12 protein-coding genes are annotated in these 16,890 nt (G+C 44.7%); 11 read left to right on the top strand and 1 reads right to left on the bottom strand.

Translation table 11 applies throughout. The features are described from left to right. Nucleotides 1-148 precede the first annotated feature (148 nt). The 9 genes from CSV63_RS08410 to CSV63_RS08370 all read left to right on the top strand — a co-directional run bounded on the left by CSV63_RS08410 (nucleotide 149) and on the right by CSV63_RS08370 (nucleotide 14,589). Nucleotides 149-2,410 (top strand): (Fe-S)-binding protein, encoded by a 2,262-nt coding sequence (locus tag CSV63_RS08410; protein WP_099695438.1) that lies wholly within the window; start codon nucleotides 149-151, stop codon nucleotides 2,408-2,410. 155 nt (nucleotides 2,411-2,565) lie between these two features. Then, complete coding sequence (locus tag CSV63_RS08405) at nucleotides 2,566-3,756, top strand: acetyl-CoA C-acetyltransferase (RefSeq protein WP_099695437.1); 1,191 nt, start codon at nucleotides 2,566-2,568, stop codon at nucleotides 3,754-3,756. Nucleotides 3,757-3,771: 15 nt separating this feature from the next. Next, nucleotides 3,772-4,623 carry a 3-hydroxybutyryl-CoA dehydrogenase gene (locus CSV63_RS08400; RefSeq protein WP_099695436.1) on the top strand — a complete coding sequence of 284 codons (852 nt, stop codon included), beginning with the start codon at nucleotides 3,772-3,774 and terminating at the stop codon, nucleotides 4,621-4,623. Nucleotides 4,624-4,655: 32 nt separating this feature from the next. Then, nucleotides 4,656-5,792, top strand: coding sequence for an acyl-CoA dehydrogenase (locus tag CSV63_RS08395; RefSeq protein WP_099695435.1), 1,137 nt, complete (start codon nucleotides 4,656-4,658; stop codon nucleotides 5,790-5,792). A 479-nt stretch (nucleotides 5,793-6,271) separates the two neighbouring features. After that, nucleotides 6,272-7,411: an acyl-CoA dehydrogenase gene (locus CSV63_RS08390; protein ID WP_099637538.1), complete on the top strand. Its 1,140-nt coding sequence runs from the start codon at nucleotides 6,272-6,274 to the stop codon at nucleotides 7,409-7,411. 15 nt (nucleotides 7,412-7,426) lie between these two features. Beyond that, nucleotides 7,427-8,044 carry a TetR/AcrR family transcriptional regulator gene (locus CSV63_RS08385; RefSeq protein WP_099637539.1) on the top strand — a complete coding sequence of 206 codons (618 nt, stop codon included), beginning with the start codon at nucleotides 7,427-7,429 and terminating at the stop codon, nucleotides 8,042-8,044. Nucleotides 8,045-8,112: 68 nt separating this feature from the next. Continuing rightward, nucleotides 8,113-11,370: a fused isobutyryl-CoA mutase/GTPase IcmF gene (icmF, locus tag CSV63_RS08380; RefSeq protein ID WP_099695434.1), complete on the top strand. Its 3,258-nt coding sequence runs from the start codon at nucleotides 8,113-8,115 to the stop codon at nucleotides 11,368-11,370. Nucleotides 11,371-12,253: 883 nt separating this feature from the next. Continuing rightward, the gene (gene rpoE / locus CSV63_RS08375) at nucleotides 12,254-12,814 is read left to right on the top strand and encodes a DNA-directed RNA polymerase subunit delta (RefSeq protein WP_099695433.1); all 561 of its coding nucleotides are present in this window, start codon (nucleotides 12,254-12,256) and stop codon (nucleotides 12,812-12,814) included. Nucleotides 12,815-12,987: 173 nt separating this feature from the next. Next, the gene (locus tag CSV63_RS08370; RefSeq protein WP_099695432.1) at nucleotides 12,988-14,589 is read left to right on the top strand and encodes a CTP synthase; all 1,602 of its coding nucleotides are present in this window, start codon (nucleotides 12,988-12,990) and stop codon (nucleotides 14,587-14,589) included. A 159-nt stretch (nucleotides 14,590-14,748) separates the two neighbouring features. Here the strand turns inward: CSV63_RS08370 and CSV63_RS08365 are convergent, their stop codons facing one another. Continuing rightward, nucleotides 14,749-15,276, bottom strand: a complete 528-nt coding sequence (locus CSV63_RS08365; protein WP_099695431.1) for a DUF2529 family protein — start codon at nucleotides 15,274-15,276, stop codon at nucleotides 14,749-14,751. Nucleotides 15,277-15,508: 232 nt separating this feature from the next. Between CSV63_RS08365 and CSV63_RS08360 the strand changes: the two genes are divergently transcribed. Then, nucleotides 15,509-15,877: a response regulator gene (locus tag CSV63_RS08360; protein WP_099695430.1), complete on the top strand. Its 369-nt coding sequence runs from the start codon at nucleotides 15,509-15,511 to the stop codon at nucleotides 15,875-15,877. A gap of 98 nt (nucleotides 15,878-15,975) precedes the next feature. Next, entirely contained in the window at nucleotides 15,976-16,833 is an 858-nt protein-coding gene (locus CSV63_RS08355) for a class II fructose-bisphosphate aldolase (protein WP_099695429.1), read from the top strand. Nucleotides 16,834-16,890: the final 57 nt, after the last annotated feature.

Below are 16,890 nucleotides of genomic sequence, written 5' to 3'. Positions count from 1 at the left end.
ACCTCTCATACATAGTAAGAAAATAAAAAATAAACTTTTAAAAATAGTTGACTGAATGATCATTCATTATTACACTATACATAGAATCTAATTGAAAGCGGTTTCTCAAAGGGAATCACAAGTAGAAGAAATGGAAGGGGAATAAGGGATGAATATATTACTTATCGCGAACTGGATATTATTTGCAGCGGTCGTTATATACGGCTTTGGTTTATTCCTATACTTACTAAAAACTCGCTACGAATTCATCCGACTGGGGAGAAAAGAAGAATTCGATAATGATGTTAAAGCGCGTTTGAAGAAAATTTGGGTTTACGTATTTGGACAAAAGAAACTACTGAAAGATAAAAAGAGTGGGGCCATCCATGTGATGTTCTTTTATGGTTTCCTACTCGTTCAATTTGGGGCAATTGACCTGATCTGGAAAGGCTTGAAACCGGGATCACATCTGCCGCTTGGCCCGTTGTATCCGGCGTTTACATTCTTTCAAGAAATTGTCGTATTTGTTATCTTAGTAGCGGTCGTGTGGGCGTTCTACCGTCGTTACATGGAGAAGCTAGTTCGTCTAAAACGCGGCTGGAAGTCTGGTCTAGTTCTTATATTTATTGGACTACTTATGATTTCCACACTGGTCGCTAACGGCGCGAACATGGTTTGGCATAATGAAGGCACTACCTGGACAGAGCCCATGGCGTCGATCATCGCAACAGTATTCAGCGGTGTTCCGACAGGCGTAGCCGTCACCATATTCTTTATCGGCTGGTGGGTACACTTACTAACATTGCTGACGTTCCTAGTGTATGTTCCACAATCGAAGCACGCGCACTTGATTGCAGGTCCGGCAAACGTCTATTTCCACCGCTTAGATCACGCGGGACGTTTGAAGCCAATCGATTTTGAAGCACTTGAAGAAATCGAAGACGAGGATGAAATGCCGCCACTCGGTGTAGGTAAGATCACCGACTTCACACAAGCGCAAATGATAGACTTCTATGCATGTGTGGAATGTGGACGCTGTACGAATATGTGCCCAGCGACGGGTACTGGTAAAATGCTGTCGCCGATGGACTTGATCACGAAGCTACGTGACCACTTAACAAACACAGGTGCTGTCATGACGAAGCAACAACCGTGGGTACCTCAACTAATGTTTAAAAACACACAAGGAAATCAATTGGCATTTGCTGCTACGACGGAAGGTATGACAATCGATGAATTATATAGTCCTTCATTGATCGGAGACGTCATCACAGAAGAAGAAATTTGGGCATGTACGACGTGCCGTAACTGTGAAGACCAGTGTCCAGTAATGAATGAACACGTAGATAAAATTATCGATCTTCGCCGTTATCTGGTGATGACGGAAGGGAAGATGGATCCCGATGCTCAGCGCGCGATGACTAATATCGAACGTCAAGGCAATCCGTGGGGTCTTAACCGCAAAGAGAAAGAAAACTGGAGAGATGCACGTCCAGACTTACACATCCCGACAGTGAAGGAAGCGAAGAAAGCTGGGGAAGATTTCGAATACTTACTATGGGTTGGTTCGATGGGTGCGTTTGATAACCGCTCACAGAAAATCGCTCTATCTTTCGCACATTTATTGAATGAAGCAGGAGTAAGCTTCGCAATTCTTGGTAACAAAGAGAAGAACTCCGGAGACACACCACGTCGTCTCGGAAATGAATTCTTATTCCAAGAGCTCGCAACAGCGAATATCGCGGAATTCGAAAAAGCCAATGTTTCAAAAATTGTCACGATCGATCCGCACGCATACAATATCTTTAAAAATGAATATCCCGATTTCGGTCTGCAAGTCATCGTTAAACACCATACCGAGTTGCTTTATGAACTGGTCATGGCAGGCAAACTAGTACCGAAATATGCAATTGATGAAGTCATTACATTCCACGACTCTTGTTATCTAGGCCGCTATAACGACGTCTATGATCAGCCAAGAGAAATCCTTAAAGCGATTCCGGGCGTTCAGTTGGTCGAAATGGAACGTAACCGTGAAGAGGGCATGTGCTGTGGAGCAGGTGGCGGTATGATGTGGATGGAAGAAGATACAGGCCAGCGCGTTAACGTAGCACGTACTGAACAAGCGCTTGAAGTCAGCCCAGGAATCATTTCATCTGGCTGTCCGTATTGCTTGACAATGTTGTCTGACGGAACGAAAGCGGTTGAAGTTGAAGAACAAGTCGGCACATACGACATTGCTGAACTATTGGAGCGATCGATCTTTGGAGAATTCCAAACGGTGGCGGAGCCCGAAGAAGAAGTGGTAGAAGAAATAGTAGTTGTGGAAGAAGTAGTAGAATCGGAAGAACGGATTTCGGAGCCTGAGTTGGCTGTAACGGTTGAAACAGGGGATGAAACACCGAAAAACGACGACGGAAAACAGTATTAAAAGTATTGTGAATATCGTGTCAATACCGTACAATTAAGTTATCTAAAGCGCTAACAATTGAATGAACTATAATAAGAGGGGCTATGCACCCTCTTATTTAGTAGTCAAGTATCGAGCGAGCGTTCAGTCAGTACACAAATAGGGGGAATGGGAAGATGAGAACAGTTATTTTACAAGGTGCTAGAACACCATTTGGAAAACTAAGCGGTGCATTGCAATCACAAACAGCAAGTGATCTAGGCGGCATTGCGATCAAAGAAGCATTGGCACGTGCTGGCGTACAAGGCGATCAAGTGGATGAAGTAATCATGGGGACTGTATTACAAGCGGGGCAAGGTCAGATTCCATCACGTCAAGCAGCTGTCAAAGGTGGCATTCCATACGGCGTCAAAACGGAAACGATCAACAAAGTATGCGCTTCCGGAATGCGTAGTATCACACTTGCCGACCAGCTAATCCGACTCGGAGATGAGACAACGATCGTTGCTGGTGGTATGGAGTCGATGACCAATGCACCGTATTATGCAAATGTCCGCTCAGGTTTGAAAATGGGCGATAGCACATTAGTGGACGGCATGATATACGACGGACTAACTTGTGCATTCGCGCCGGGCAATGTTCATATGGGTACGTACGGAAATAGCACAGCAAATGACTTTTCAGTAAGCCGTGAAACACAGGACAAATGGTCATTACGTAGTCATGAACGTGCACTTGAAGCAATGGATAAAGGACTATTCGCAGAGGAGATCGTTGCGGTCAGCATTCCTCAACGTAAAGGTGATCCAGTCGTTGTGACGGAAGATGAAGGCCCACGTCGAGGCAGCTCACTTGAATCGTTGGCAAAACTACGCCCAGCGTTCGGTAAAGACGGTAGTATCACGGCTGGAAACGCACCTGGCATCAACGACGGTGCATGTGCTGTCGTGTTAATGAATGAAGATGAAGCGAAAAAACAAGGCAAGGAACCGCTTGCTGTGATTCTAGGTCACGCGGAAGTAGCGATCGAACCGGAGCGTTTCCCTGAAACACCAGGTCATGTCATCAAGGCGTTGCTTGAGAAAACAGGGAAAACTGCAGAAGACATTGATCTATACGAAATCAATGAAGCATTCGCAGTCGTTGCGCTCGCAAGCTCACAAATCGCTGGACTGGACGAAGAAAAAGTCAACGTCAATGGAGGCGCAGTCGCACTAGGACACCCAATTGGGGCAAGCGGAGCGCGTGTGGTCCTAACATTGGCGAATGAACTAAAACGTCGCGGTGGTGGAATCGGTATCGCAGCTATCTGTTCAGGTGGCGGCCAAGGAGATGCGATCATGATCGAAGTACCAAATACTAACTGACCGGGGGCATTGTAGATGACAATTGAAAAAGTATTTGTAATCGGCGCAGGACAAATGGGCGGTGGAATTGCTCAAGTCTGTGCACAGGCAGGCTATCAAGTCACTCTTCACGATCTAAAAGAAGAAGCATACGATCGAGGTTTTAAAGTCATCACGAAAAACTTAACACGCAACGTGGAAAAAGGACGTATGACGGAGGAAGAGAAAGATGCAGTCCTCGGTCGGTTCACACAATCACTAGATATGAAAAATGCGAGAGATGCCGATATCGTCATCGAAGCCGCAGTTGAAAATATGGCAATCAAAACGAAGATTTTCGCAGAGTTAGATGAAATCACACCGGAACATACCATCTTGGCAACGAACACATCTTCGTTACCTATCACGGAAATCGCTGCGGCTACAAAACGTCCAGGTAAAGTAATTGGCATGCATTTCATGAATCCGGTACCAGTCATGCAACTTGTTGAAGTCATTCGCGGACTCGCAACAGATGACGATGTCTACGAAGCGGTCGAAGATCTGACAAAAAAGCTCAACAAAACACCGGTTGAAGTGAACGACGCACCAGGATTTGTTGCGAACCGTGTATTGATGCCGATGATCAACGAAGCCATCTTCACATTGTACGAAGGTGTCGCGACAAAAGAAGCGATTGACGACGTCATGAAAATGGGGATGAATCATCCGATGGGGCCTCTGCAGCTAGCAGATTTCATTGGACTGGATACGTGCCTGTACATTATGGAAACATTGTATGAAGGATTTGGCGACTCAAAATACCGTCCATGCCCGTTGCTACGTAAATACGTCAAAGCAGGTTGGCACGGTAAAAAAACAGGGCGGGGTTTCTATTCATACGAATAAATGAATGAAATTGAAAGCAAGAGGTGAAAAGGATGGACTTTACATTAACAGAAGAACAACTAATGATGCGCCAAATGGTTCGTGATTTCGCGAAAAACGAGATCGAACCTTGGATTCCACGAATGGAAGATGGGGAATTTCCACGTGAACTACTTGAAAAAATGGGTGAACTCGGATTGATGGGAATTACAGCACCTGAACAGTATGGGGGTTCAGAGATGGACTTCTTGTCATATATCATCGCGATCCACGAACTATCAAAAGTCAGTGCTGTCATGGGAGTCGTATTGTCTGTCCATACTTCTGTTGGAATGAATCCGATCCTCTACTTTGGTACGGAAGAACAAAAGAATCGCTACTTGCCGAAAATGGCGTCCGGTAAATACCTCGGTGCATTTTGCCTGACAGAGGCATCGTCTGGATCAGATGCAGGTTCATTGAAAACAAGAGCGAAGCGAGTCGACGACCATTACATCGTTAATGGTTCCAAAATGTTCATCACAAACGGTGGGGAAGCGGACGTCTACATTGTGTTTGTTAACACTGCTCCTGAAAAAGGAACGTATGGTATCACTGCATTTATCGTCGACCGTGACACACCGGGATTATCTATAGGTAAAGATGAAAAGAAAATGGGCCTACACGGCTCGCGGACCGTCGCGCTGAGCTTCGACAATATGAAAGTGCCAGTAGAAAATAGACTAGGTGAAGAAGGTGGCGGCTTCAAAATCGCCATGGCCAACCTTGACGTCGGCCGAATCGGCATCGCCGCTCAAGCACTAGGCATAGCGGAAGCCTCACTAGAAGCTGCCGTTGCCTATGCAAAAGAACGCGAACAATTCGGGAAACCCATCGCAGTCAATCAAGGCATAGGATTCAAACTAGCCGACATGGCTACCGCAACAGAAGCGGCCCGACTACTAGTCTACCGCGCGGCTTGGTTACGCTCAGAAAACAAACCATGCGGCAAAGAAGCCTCCATAGCCAAACTATTCGCATCACAAGCAGCGGTAGATAACTCCATAGAAGCCGTCCAAGTATTCGGCGGCTACGGCTACACGAAGGATTATCCAGTCGAACGTTATTTCCGCGACGCGAAAGTATGCCAAATCTACGAAGGTACAAGCGAAATTCAAAAAGTAGTCATCGCCAAACATCTAACAAACTAAAGCTAGAAGCGCATAGGGGAGCGCATTGCGCGGTTCTGCCGTACTTTGGCGCGGTCGGACAGTAGATTGGAGCGGTTATTCCAATGAATCGCGCGGTTCTCGTAGACAATCGCGCGGTCTAGCTACAGAATGGCGCGGTTAGCAACATCTTTGGCGCGGTCAGCGCAAGCTGCAGCGCGTGATCCACAACAACTTACTAATTAATAATATCAGTTTGCTTCAACAAGTAAATAAGTAGGGATTGGAGCGGAAGAAGGGGCGACTCCTGGGGATCAGCGAGAGCCGTAGCGAAGGACGGCTTTTGCGAGTAAAAGCGAAGCGTTAGGAGCATGTGCCCTCATAGACTTCCTTTAGTAAGCCGCGCCCCCGGAAAGCGTCCCCTTCTGGAGCTCCAATCCCCTAACCGCAAACCAATTTCAAGCTATCCTTCTTCAAAACTAAAATTTCATTAACTAAACATACAAAAGGGTGGGAGAAAAATGGACTTTAAATTATCAGAAGAACATGAAATGATTAGAAAGATGGTACGCGACTTTGCACAAAATGAAGTAGCGCCAACTGCAGCACAACGGGACGAAGACGAAACATTCGACATGGACATATTCCACAAGATGGCCGAACTTGGACTCACGGGCATTCCATGGCCAGAAGAATACGGCGGCATTGGTAGCGACTACCTTGCCTACGTCATTGCTGTAGAAGAACTATCGCGTGTTTGCGCATCTACAGGCGTCGTCTTGTCTGCACACACATCTCTAGCAGGATGGCCGCTATTCAAATACGGTAACGAAGAACAGAAACAAAAATACTTACGCCCACTTGCGGAAGGTACGAAGATGGGTGCATACTGTCTAACAGAAGCGGGTTCAGGATCAGACGCGGGTGGCATGAAAACTACAGCGAAGCTTGACGGTGATGACTACGTGCTAAATGGCTCGAAAATCTTCATTACAAATGGCGGGATTGCTGACACGTACATTGTCTTTGCTGTAACCGATCCGGAATCTAAACATAAAGGAACAAGCGCATTCATTGTAGAAAGTACATTTGAAGGATTCTCTGTAGGGAAGAAAGAGAAGAAACTGGGAATTCGTTCTTCACCGACAACAGAAGTCGTATTAGATAACTGTCGCGTGCCGAAAGAAAATCTTCTTGGAGAAGAAGGTGAGGGGTTCATTATCGCAATGAAAACGCTTGATGGCGGACGTAACGGAATTGCTGCTCAAGCAGTAGGGATTGCACAAGGCGCGCTTGACGCTGCTGTCGATTACTCAAAAGAACGTACACAATTCGGCAAGCCCATCGTTGCCAACCAAGGCATTAGCTTTAAATTGGCGGATATGGCAACGGCAACAGAAGCATCTCGTCTGTTGACGTATCAAGCAGCGTGGCTCGAATCGAACGACCTACCGTACGGTAAAGCGTCTGCTATGGCGAAACTAATGGCTGGTGACACAGCGATGAAAGTCACAACAGAGGCCGTTCAAGTATTCGGCGGTTACGGTTATACAAAAGATTATCCCGTGGAGCGCTATATGCGTGACGCGAAAATTACGCAAATTTATGAAGGTACACAAGAAATTCAACGTCTCGTCATATCTCGTATGCTGACGAAATAACAGGAGGTCTAGGCAATGCCAAAACATGAAGTGAAATCTACCGTCAAAGATGAAGAACTTGTTCAGAAGCGACGTGCACAGATTAGCCGCGGCGCAGTTAAATTATTTATCGACAAAGGATTTCACCGAACGACTACACGTGAAATCGCCAAAGAGGCGGGCTTCAGTATTGGCACATTATACGAGTATATTCGGACAAAGGAAGATGTCCTGTATCTCGTCTGTGACAATATTTATGATGAAGTTAAAGTTCGTTTGTCTGAGCTCGATAACAATGACAACACGGTAGAAGGGCTACGTGTGGCGATTGCACGGTATTACGAAGTCATCGATCAAATGTCGGATGAGTTCCTCGTCATGTACCAAGAGTCAAAATCGTTACCGAGCGAAGCGCTTCGTTATGTACTCACTAAAGAACTCGAAATGGTCGAGCAATTTGAGACAATCATTCGTAAGTGCATGGAAGCTGGGAATCTACGCATCGGACCGGATGAAGTATCACTGATCGCACACCACATCCTCGTATCCGGCCAAATGTGGTCATTCAGAAGATGGGCTTTGCGCAAACCATATACGTTAGAACACTATACGAAAGTACAAACTGATCAAATTATCAAAGGTTTGGAGAAGTAAATAACTTGAGGACTCCGCCATGAAAATATTCGTGGCGGTGGTCAGCATGTACGGAAGGTGGAAGGCAAATGGTAACTGAAGAAATCTATAAACCGAAACACCATATTCGTTTCGTAACGGCATCTAGTTTATTCGACGGGCATGATGCATCGATCAATATCATGCGCAGAATATTACAAGCAACCGGAGCGGAAGTTATTCATCTCGGACATAATCGATCTGTTGAAGAAGTTGTAAACGCTGCCATTCAAGAAGATGTGCAAGGAATCGCGATGTCCTCCTACCAGGGTGGTCACGTGGAGTATTTCAAATACATGTATGACTTACTGAAGGAAAGAGGCGCTTCCCATATTAAAATATTCGGCGGTGGTGGAGGAGTCATCATCCCAAAAGAAATCAAAGAGTTGCATGAATACGGCATCGAATGGATTTTTTCACCGGAAGACGGTCGAAAACTAGGTCTACAAGGCATGATCAATAAAATCATGGAACTATCGGATTTCTCCACGACTCCCGAAAGCGAAGAGGCCAACCTTGAACAACTGACAGCAGAAACACCAGGTATTCTAGCAAATTTAATCACGTACGTAGAAGAAAATCATTTGAACAAAGACGAAGCGACGAAGCAATTACTCGATCGTGCACGGGCCATGTCCAAACAAACGCCAGTACTAGGGATTACAGGTACAGGTGGAGCAGGTAAAAGTTCATTGACGGATGAATTAATACGTCGTTTCTTGCGTGAGTTCCCTGACAAAAGAGTAGCCATCCTTTCCGTAGATCCAACGAAGCAAAAAACCGGCGGAGCGTTACTCGGTGACCGGATTCGTATGAATGCGATCTTTAATAATCGTGTCTACATGCGCAGTCTGGCAACACGCGGATCACGTTCAGAGCTAACAACGGCTATCCATGACGTGCTGGATATCACAAAAGCAGCTGGCTATGACTTGATTATTGTAGAGACGAGCGGAATTGGGCAAGGGGATGCACGTATTACGGATGTCTCTGATGTTTCGATGTACGTGATGACGAGTGAATTTGGCGCGCCGACACAGCTTGAGAAAATTGATATGATCGACTTTGCCGACTTAATTGTGATTAATAAATTTGAGCGAAAAGGTTCGGAAGATGCATTGATCCAAGTACGTAAACAATATCAACGTAGCCATTTGCTATTTGATCATGATCTTGAAACGATGCCTGTATATGGCACGATTGCAAGCCAGTTTAACGATAAAGGTACCAACACACTTTTTGCAGCGCTTGTTGAAAAACTCAACAACGCAACGGATTCTGATTGGACGACAAGTTACACAGACTTCGTGACGAATCAAAAGCAAACCGTGATTATTCCACCTGACCGTAGCCACTATTTACGAGAAATCGCGTCGACGATTCGTAATTATCATGCGAATTCGAAACAGCAAGCAGAACTGGCACGTCGCATGTTCCAACTAGAAGGTGCGATCGAAGCAGTGAAAGAAGCAGATTCTAACGAAGCATTACTAGAATCATTGAATAGCTTGAAAGAAGGCGTTGAAGAGCAATTAACAGGCGAATCGAAACGTGCTTTGAAAAACTGGGGGCCTTTGAAAGAATCTTACGAGCAGGATGAATATGTGGTGAAAATACGCGATAAAGAAATCCGTACGAAGCTCAATACTGTCAGTCTATCTGGCTTGAAAGTTCCGAAAGTAGTGTTGCCGCCATACAAAGACTATGGTGAAATCCTACGCTTTGTATATAGCGAGAACGTTCCGGGTTCATTCCCGTATACTGGAGGCGTCTTCCCATTCAAACGCGAAGGCGAGGATCCGCGCCGTCAGTTCGCTGGGGAAGGGACACCTGAACGTACGAATCGTCGCTTCCACTATGTATCAAAAGATGACGACGCAAAACGTTTATCCACAGCGTTTGACTCTGTAACATTATACGGAGAAGATCCCGATGAACGTCCTGACATCTACGGAAAAGTTGGCGAATCAGGCGTGAGTATTTGTACACTCGAAGATATGAAGAAGCTCTATGACGGCTTCGATCTCTGCTCGCCTTCGACTTCTGTGTCTATGACAATCAATGGACCGGCACCGATTATCCTAGCGATGTTCATGAATGCAGCAGTCGATCAGCAAGTACGTAAAAAAGAACAAGAACTTGGACGGACACTTTCTGTCGAAGAGTTCACTGAAGTACGGGAAATGACATTCCAAACGGTCCGTGGAACAGTACAAGCGGATATTTTGAAAGAAGACCAAGGGCAAAACACCTGTATTTTCTCTACAGAATTTGCATTACGTCTAATGGGTGATATCCAACAATACTTCATTGATAAAAAAGTTCGTAATTACTATTCCGTATCGATTTCTGGCTATCATATCGCAGAAGCGGGATCGAATCCGATTTCACAGCTTGCGTTCACACTCGCAAATGGCTTCACGTATGTGGAGTATTACTTGAGCCGGGGCATGCATATCGACGACTTTGCACCGAACTTATCGTTCTTCTTTTCCAATGGTCTTGATCCAGAGTATACGGTAATTGGTCGCGTGGCACGTCGAATTTGGGCGATTACGATGCGAGACAAATATGGAGCGAATGAACGCAGCCAAAAGTTGAAATACCATATCCAAACATCTGGCCGTAGTTTGCATGCTCAAGAAATTGATTTCAACGACATTCGCACAACTTTGCAGGCATTAATGGCGTTGCAAGATAACTGTAACTCGCTACACACAAATGCATACGACGAAGCCATTACGACACCAACAGAAGAATCTGTTCGCCGCGCGATGGCGATCCAGATGATTATCATGAAAGAACACGGCTTGTCAAAGAACGAAAATCCGCTTCAAGGGGCTTTCATTATAGAAGAAATGACAAGTCTCGTAGAAGAAGCGGTATTACAAGAATTCGACCGACTGAACGACCGTGGCGGTGTACTAGGCTCTATGGAGACGCAGTACCAACGTGGCAAGATCCAGGAAGAATCGATGTATTATGAAATGAAAAAGCACTCAGGGGAGCTACCGATCATCGGCGTCAATACCTACTTGAATCCGAATCCGCCATCTGAGGAAGATATCGATAATATGGAGTTGGCACGTGCGACACAACAAGAAAAAGAGTCCCAAATTACCAACTTGCGCGCATTCCAAGCCAAGCATGCTGACGAAGCAGGGCAAGCACTTGCTGATCTTCAGGAAGTAGCGATTACGGGAGGTAATGTATTCGCTGAGTTGATGAAGACTGTGCGAGTAGCGAGTCTCGGACAAATTACGAACGCACTGTACGAAGTAGGCGGGCAGTACCGCCGTAATATGTAACACATCCAAAGAGGGGATGTCACAGAAGCCATCACTTCTGGCGGCATCCTCTTTTTTGCATGGGGGTTAAGGTTGAAACGGAATTCCAATTCAAAATGGAGATACATGGGATTGCAACTCCAGCTGGGGACGCGTTACAAAGGAAGTCGCCCCAGTTTCCATTGCAAACCTGACACAGAAAGTGGTAAGACGTAGAATATTCACTAGCTATGGAGTGTGAATTATTGTTGTCTTTAGACATAGTTGAGGTCAAGTGCTGAATAGATTATGGAAATGACTCAAATGGGTAACAATATGTATCTTCATTAACAATGTAGAGATTGGAATGCAGAGCGGCGACTCCCGCGGGAATAGCATGAGCCTTGAGACCCCGCAAGTAGCGAAGCGGACGAGGAGGCTCAAGCCATGCCCGCAGGAAAGCGTCCGCTCGGAATGGAAATCTTCAACCCTTAACCTAATGTCAACCACTCTTTTCAAGTATCCTATAAATCCCACCTTGCATAAAATCTATTTCCCATCAAAGTGGATAATTTAGTAAGTTAGTCAGTATAATAAGAACAACAAAGAAAAGGGACGTGCTGAATGTGAGATGGTACTATCATGCAATCATAATAGCTCTCCTAATGACACTCACACTCATCCTCTACAGCAGCGGACTCGGCGTAATCCCTTTCACCTTTACGGCGGTCTACCTGGGGTATTTGACCATTACGGAGTATATAAATATAAAGAGAAGTAAAAGAATGTAGCATATTGGTAGAAATAACGTATATAATGTACACTATGCTTATATGCTACAAGATAATAAACGTCGATCGGCCAAATCAGTAACTGACTTGGTCGGTTCTGCGTGTGATTGATAGAAGAAAGGACGTGCCACACATTGAATATCCATGACATGACAAAAGAAGAACTTTTGGAAGAATCGTTAATCAACATCACTCACCAGGTGCTGACCGAACGACGTGAATCCCTCACGTTGGCGGAATTGATGGAAGAGTTCCGTAAACTTACAGGTATAACCGAGGACGAATTAAAAGCGAAACTCCTTCAATTCTATACAGACCTGAACATCGATGGCAGATTCCTAGCGATCCAGGACAACCGTTGGGGCTTACGCGAATGGTATCCAGTTGATCAGATCGAAGAAGAAACTGCACCTGTCGTGAAAGTGCGCAAGAAGAAAAAGAAGAAAAAAGATTATGACGAAGATGACATCGAAGAAGAAGATGATGACGAAGAAGAAATTTTCGATGAAGAATACGTTGAACTTGGCGAAGAAGATGACGCTGATGACGAAGACGAGGAAGAAGAGGAAGTAGTCGAAATCGATGAAGATTTAATTGATCCTGATGATGACCTAGAAGTTATTCCTGAAGTGGAACTCGATATCGATGAAGACGATGAAGAGGAAGACGATGAGGAAGAGTACGAAGAAGAGTAATAATTGTCTTGACTTTTAGTGCCCAAAAATATAAGATTTGGATGGGCTCCTGAAAAGGACACATTAATTCGTGTATACGCGCTCCTTATTGTAGTTACGCTACAAACGGGGCGCTTTTTTGATTTTATAACGACCCTAATCATTTGGAAAAAGAATAAATGGAGGCACTACACATGACAAAATATATTTTCATTACAGGCGGCGTCGTCTCTTCTTTAGGTAAAGGTATCAACGCGGCATCACTCGGACGTTTACTTAAGAACCGCGGTTTGAAAGTTACGAACCAGAAATTTGATCCATATATTAATATCGACCCACGCATGATGAGTCCGTATCAGCACGGGGAAGTTTTCGTAACGGAAGACGGAGCGGAAACGGATCTGGACATCGGTCACTACGAGCGTTTCATTGACATCGAATGTAACCATTACTCCAACGTCACGATGGGAAAAGTCTATGATCTTGTATTACGCAAAGAACGCGCTGGCGAATACAATGGGGCAACAGTTCAGGTAATCCCGCATATTACCAATGAAATTAAAGAATTGGTTAAACGTGCAGGTCAAACATTGAACGCGGATGTCGTAATTACAGAAATTGGTGGAAGTGTAGGAGATATCGAATCATTACCATATCTCGAAGCCATTCGTCAGTTGAAAACGGATCTGGCGAAAGATGACGTAATGTACATCCACAACACACTCATTCCATATTTGCATGCAGCTGGTGAAATGAAAACGAAGCCGACACAGCACAGTGTAAAAGAATTGCGTAGTCTAGGAATTCAGCCGAACATGATCGTCGTGCGAAGTGAGTATCCTGTACCACAAGAAATGAAAGACAAGATTGCTTTATTCTGTAACATCAAGCCAGAAGAAGTGATTGAAGCACTTGATGCAGAAACTCTATATGAAGTACCTCTTCGTTTACATGAACAAAACATGGATCAGCTAGTCGTCGATTACTTGGGTCTTGAAACACCTCAGCCTGAACTTTCGGAAGTGAAAGACCTAGTGGAGTTGGTTAAGTCTCTAAAAGAAAAAGTAACAATCGGTTTAGTTGGGAAGTATGTAGAATTACAAGATGCATACATTTCAGCGGTGGAAGCGATGCGTCATGCTGGATACGCGTTCGGTGCAGATATCGATATTAAGTGGATCAACTCGGCAGATGTGACTTCTGAAAACGTAGCAGAAGTTCTGAGTGACGTGGACGGTATTCTGGTACCAGGTGGCTTCGGAGATCGTGCAATTGACGGTAAAATTGAAGCAATCACGTATGCGCGTGAACAGAAGATTCCATTCTTCGGTATCAGTTTAGGTTTGCAGTTAGCAGCTACTGAAATTGCACGTAATGTCATCGGTCTGAAAACGGCTCATTCACTAGAGTTCGACACAGAGACTGAGCACCAAATTACGACTTTCCATCCGGATTGCCGTACAGCACAGGAAGCAGATAGTACGTTGCGTCTAGGTGCTTATCCGTGTAAAGTAGCTGAAAACACAAAGGCTTTCGCTGCATATGGCGAGGGGTTAGTGTACGAGCGTCATCGCCACCGTTATGAAATGAACTTGGCATATCGTGCGCAGTTGGAAGAGGCAGGGTTCATCGTTTCTGGAATTAGCCCGGACGGTCGCTTGATCGAAATTATGGAGATGCAAGATCATCCATATTTCGTTGCTTGTCAGTTCCACCCAGAATTTGCTTCCCGCCCAAATCGCCCATCTCCACTGATCCGCGACTTTATCCGCGCGGCGCTTGAGCATAAAAACTAAAAAACAATGCCCACAGAAGGTTTTTATTCTGTGGGCATTTTTGGCTATATATATGACTGGAGATAAGAAAATGGTGTGAGTGCATGGGATTTCCGCTTCAGAACGTGTCCGCCTAGAGCGTAAATTCCTATCCCGAAACTATTGCCAGCCTACCCTAAGTCACAGCACATCGTCTTCATCCGCCAGCATATCATCGATCGAAAGCTTTACTGCCTCATAGACAAACAATGCAGCAAGCGCGTGAGGTTGTACGATTCTTTCGCCCGTAGGACCTGGAATCAGGCCTTTTTTTAAACCTGTCGAAATATACGTATAGGCAAGAGAAGCGAGTTGATTGTCGTCATCTTCTTTATCTGCAGCCAACACAGCGAACGGAACGAATTGATCTGCTAGCTTCCGTGCCAACTCAAGCGCAACGGGATGATCTGCCTTTCGCGTAAGCACCCATACGCGATCCGCTGTCGTCAGCTCCAGCTCTTTTGTGTAACGAATAGCCCCATCTAACGGTTCGACACCGTCCAGTGCAGTCGCAGTAACAGCTTCTAATTCATCAAAAGCTGCTAAGATGATTCGTCCTTCGCCTACTAACGCTTGCGCCAATAAACGAGCAGTTTCTTCTATCGACTCTTCTTGTCCTTCAGCAATTCTCTCCAGAAGACCTCTAATTTGTGTCGTCAATATTTTCATATAAATCCCTCCAAAAGCTCAGTATAGGTGACAGAAGAAAGAAGTGCAAAAAAAGTTGACGAAAAAATAGAGGAATTGTTGGAATTTTCTTGAATAATATGACATAGACAAATAAATAGAGAAATAGATAGAGAAATAATTGAAGCTAGTTTATACTGATCAAAATAGTAGGATTAAATTGGCCACGTAAAGTCAAACGTGTAAAATTAGGGGATGGGAGTTGTATGGATGAATGAAGCATTTATTAATTGTAGATGACCAACCAGGAATTCGATTATTACTGGAGGAAATCTTCAAACCAACAGGAATAATGATAGCGCTTGCATCAAATGGAAAAGAAGCGTTAGAAATAGTTCAGAAACATAATCCAGACTGTATTTTACTTGATATGAAGATGCCGGGTATGAATGGCGTCGAAGTATTACGGGAAATCCGAACCCTCTCGCCTAACGCAATTGTCATGATGATGACGGCGTATAGTGAAATAGAATTACTTGAAGATGCCGATAAACTTGGTATTGATCAGCACTTTACCAAGCCGTTTGATATATTCGAAGTGCGTGATAGTATCTTAAAAAGGTTGGGATTACTAGACGTCTGATAGTAGTAATCAGCGCATGAATTTGATATGCTAGTGGATAGAAATTAATATAATGAAAACTCATAAAAATTCGTGGAAAACTCAAGGAGGAATTTTACATGCCACTGGTCTCGATGAAGGAAATGATGATTCAAGGTAAAGAGCAAGGATATGCAATCGGTCAATTTAACTTGAATAACCTGGAATATACGCAAGCGATCTTACAAGCCGCTGAAGAAGAGAAATCGCCTGTTATTTTAGGTGTTTCAGAAGGCGCTGCCCGTTATATGGGCGGATTCAAAACAGTCGTTATGATGGTCAAAGGATTAATGGAAGACTACGGTACAACTGTGCCGGTAGCGATTCATTTGGATCACGGTTCTAGCTTTGAGAAGTGTAAAGAAGCGATTGAAGCAGGATTTACGTCTGTTATGATTGATGCATCTTCTAAGCCACTTGAAGAAAACATTGAAATCACGAAGAAAGTGGTAGATTTCGCAAAGCAGCATAATGTATCAGTAGAAGCTGAACTTGGTGTAGTAGGCGGTCAGGAAGACGACGTGATTGCAGACGGCGTTATTTATGCTGATCCCGCTGAATGTAGAGAGCTTGTAGCTCAGACGGGTATCGATTGTCTAGCACCTGCACTTGGTTCTGTCCACGGTCCGTATAAAGGCGAACCGAATCTTGGATTTGAAGAAATGGAAGAAATCTCTAAGCAAGGAGATATTCCACTCGTGTTGCACGGCGGTACTGGAATCCCAACGAAGGATATTCAACGCGCTATTTCACTTGGCACATCCAAAATCAACGTCAATACAGAAAATCAGATTCAAGGTACAAAAGCTGTACGCGACATCTTAAACGAAGATTCCGAAGTCTATGATCCACGGAAGTATCTTGGACCAATGCGCGAAGCGATTAAAGCGACAGTAATCGGTAAAATGCGCGAGTTCGGTAGTTCACAGCAAGCGTAATTACAGAATTTCGATAGAACAAAGGAGGAGCGCACTATGTCTCCTTCTTTTGCTTTT

It is taken from the genome of Sporosarcina sp. P34, from assembly GCF_002743375.1.
GTDB lineage: Bacteria > Bacillota > Bacilli > Bacillales_A > Planococcaceae > Sporosarcina.
This window is presented reverse-complemented; position numbering and strand designations above follow the sequence as displayed.

What these genes read in the sequence shown, in the direction of transcription:
- CSV63_RS08410 (WP_099695438.1), top strand. Translation starts at nt 149, where the DNA reads ATGAATATATTACTTATCGCGAACTGGATATTATTTGCAGCGGTCGTT.
- CSV63_RS08405 (WP_099695437.1), top strand. Translation starts at nt 2,566, where the DNA reads ATGAGAACAGTTATTTTACAAGGTGCTAGAACACCATTTGGAAAACTA.
- CSV63_RS08400 (WP_099695436.1), top strand. Translation starts at nt 3,772, where the DNA reads ATGACAATTGAAAAAGTATTTGTAATCGGCGCAGGACAAATGGGCGGT.
- CSV63_RS08395 (WP_099695435.1), top strand. Translation starts at nt 4,656, where the DNA reads ATGGACTTTACATTAACAGAAGAACAACTAATGATGCGCCAAATGGTT.
- CSV63_RS08390 (WP_099637538.1), top strand. Translation starts at nt 6,272, where the DNA reads ATGGACTTTAAATTATCAGAAGAACATGAAATGATTAGAAAGATGGTA.
- CSV63_RS08385 (WP_099637539.1), top strand. Translation starts at nt 7,427, where the DNA reads ATGCCAAAACATGAAGTGAAATCTACCGTCAAAGATGAAGAACTTGTT.
- icmF (WP_099695434.1), top strand. Translation starts at nt 8,113, where the DNA reads ATGGTAACTGAAGAAATCTATAAACCGAAACACCATATTCGTTTCGTA.
- CSV63_RS08370 (WP_099695432.1), top strand. Translation starts at nt 12,988, where the DNA reads ATGACAAAATATATTTTCATTACAGGCGGCGTCGTCTCTTCTTTAGGT.
- CSV63_RS08365 (WP_099695431.1), bottom strand. Translation starts at nt 15,276, where the DNA reads ATGAAAATATTGACGACACAAATTAGAGGTCTTCTGGAGAGAATTGCT.
- CSV63_RS08360 (WP_099695430.1), top strand. Translation starts at nt 15,509, where the DNA reads ATGAAGCATTTATTAATTGTAGATGACCAACCAGGAATTCGATTATTA.
- CSV63_RS08355 (WP_099695429.1), top strand. Translation starts at nt 15,976, where the DNA reads ATGCCACTGGTCTCGATGAAGGAAATGATGATTCAAGGTAAAGAGCAA.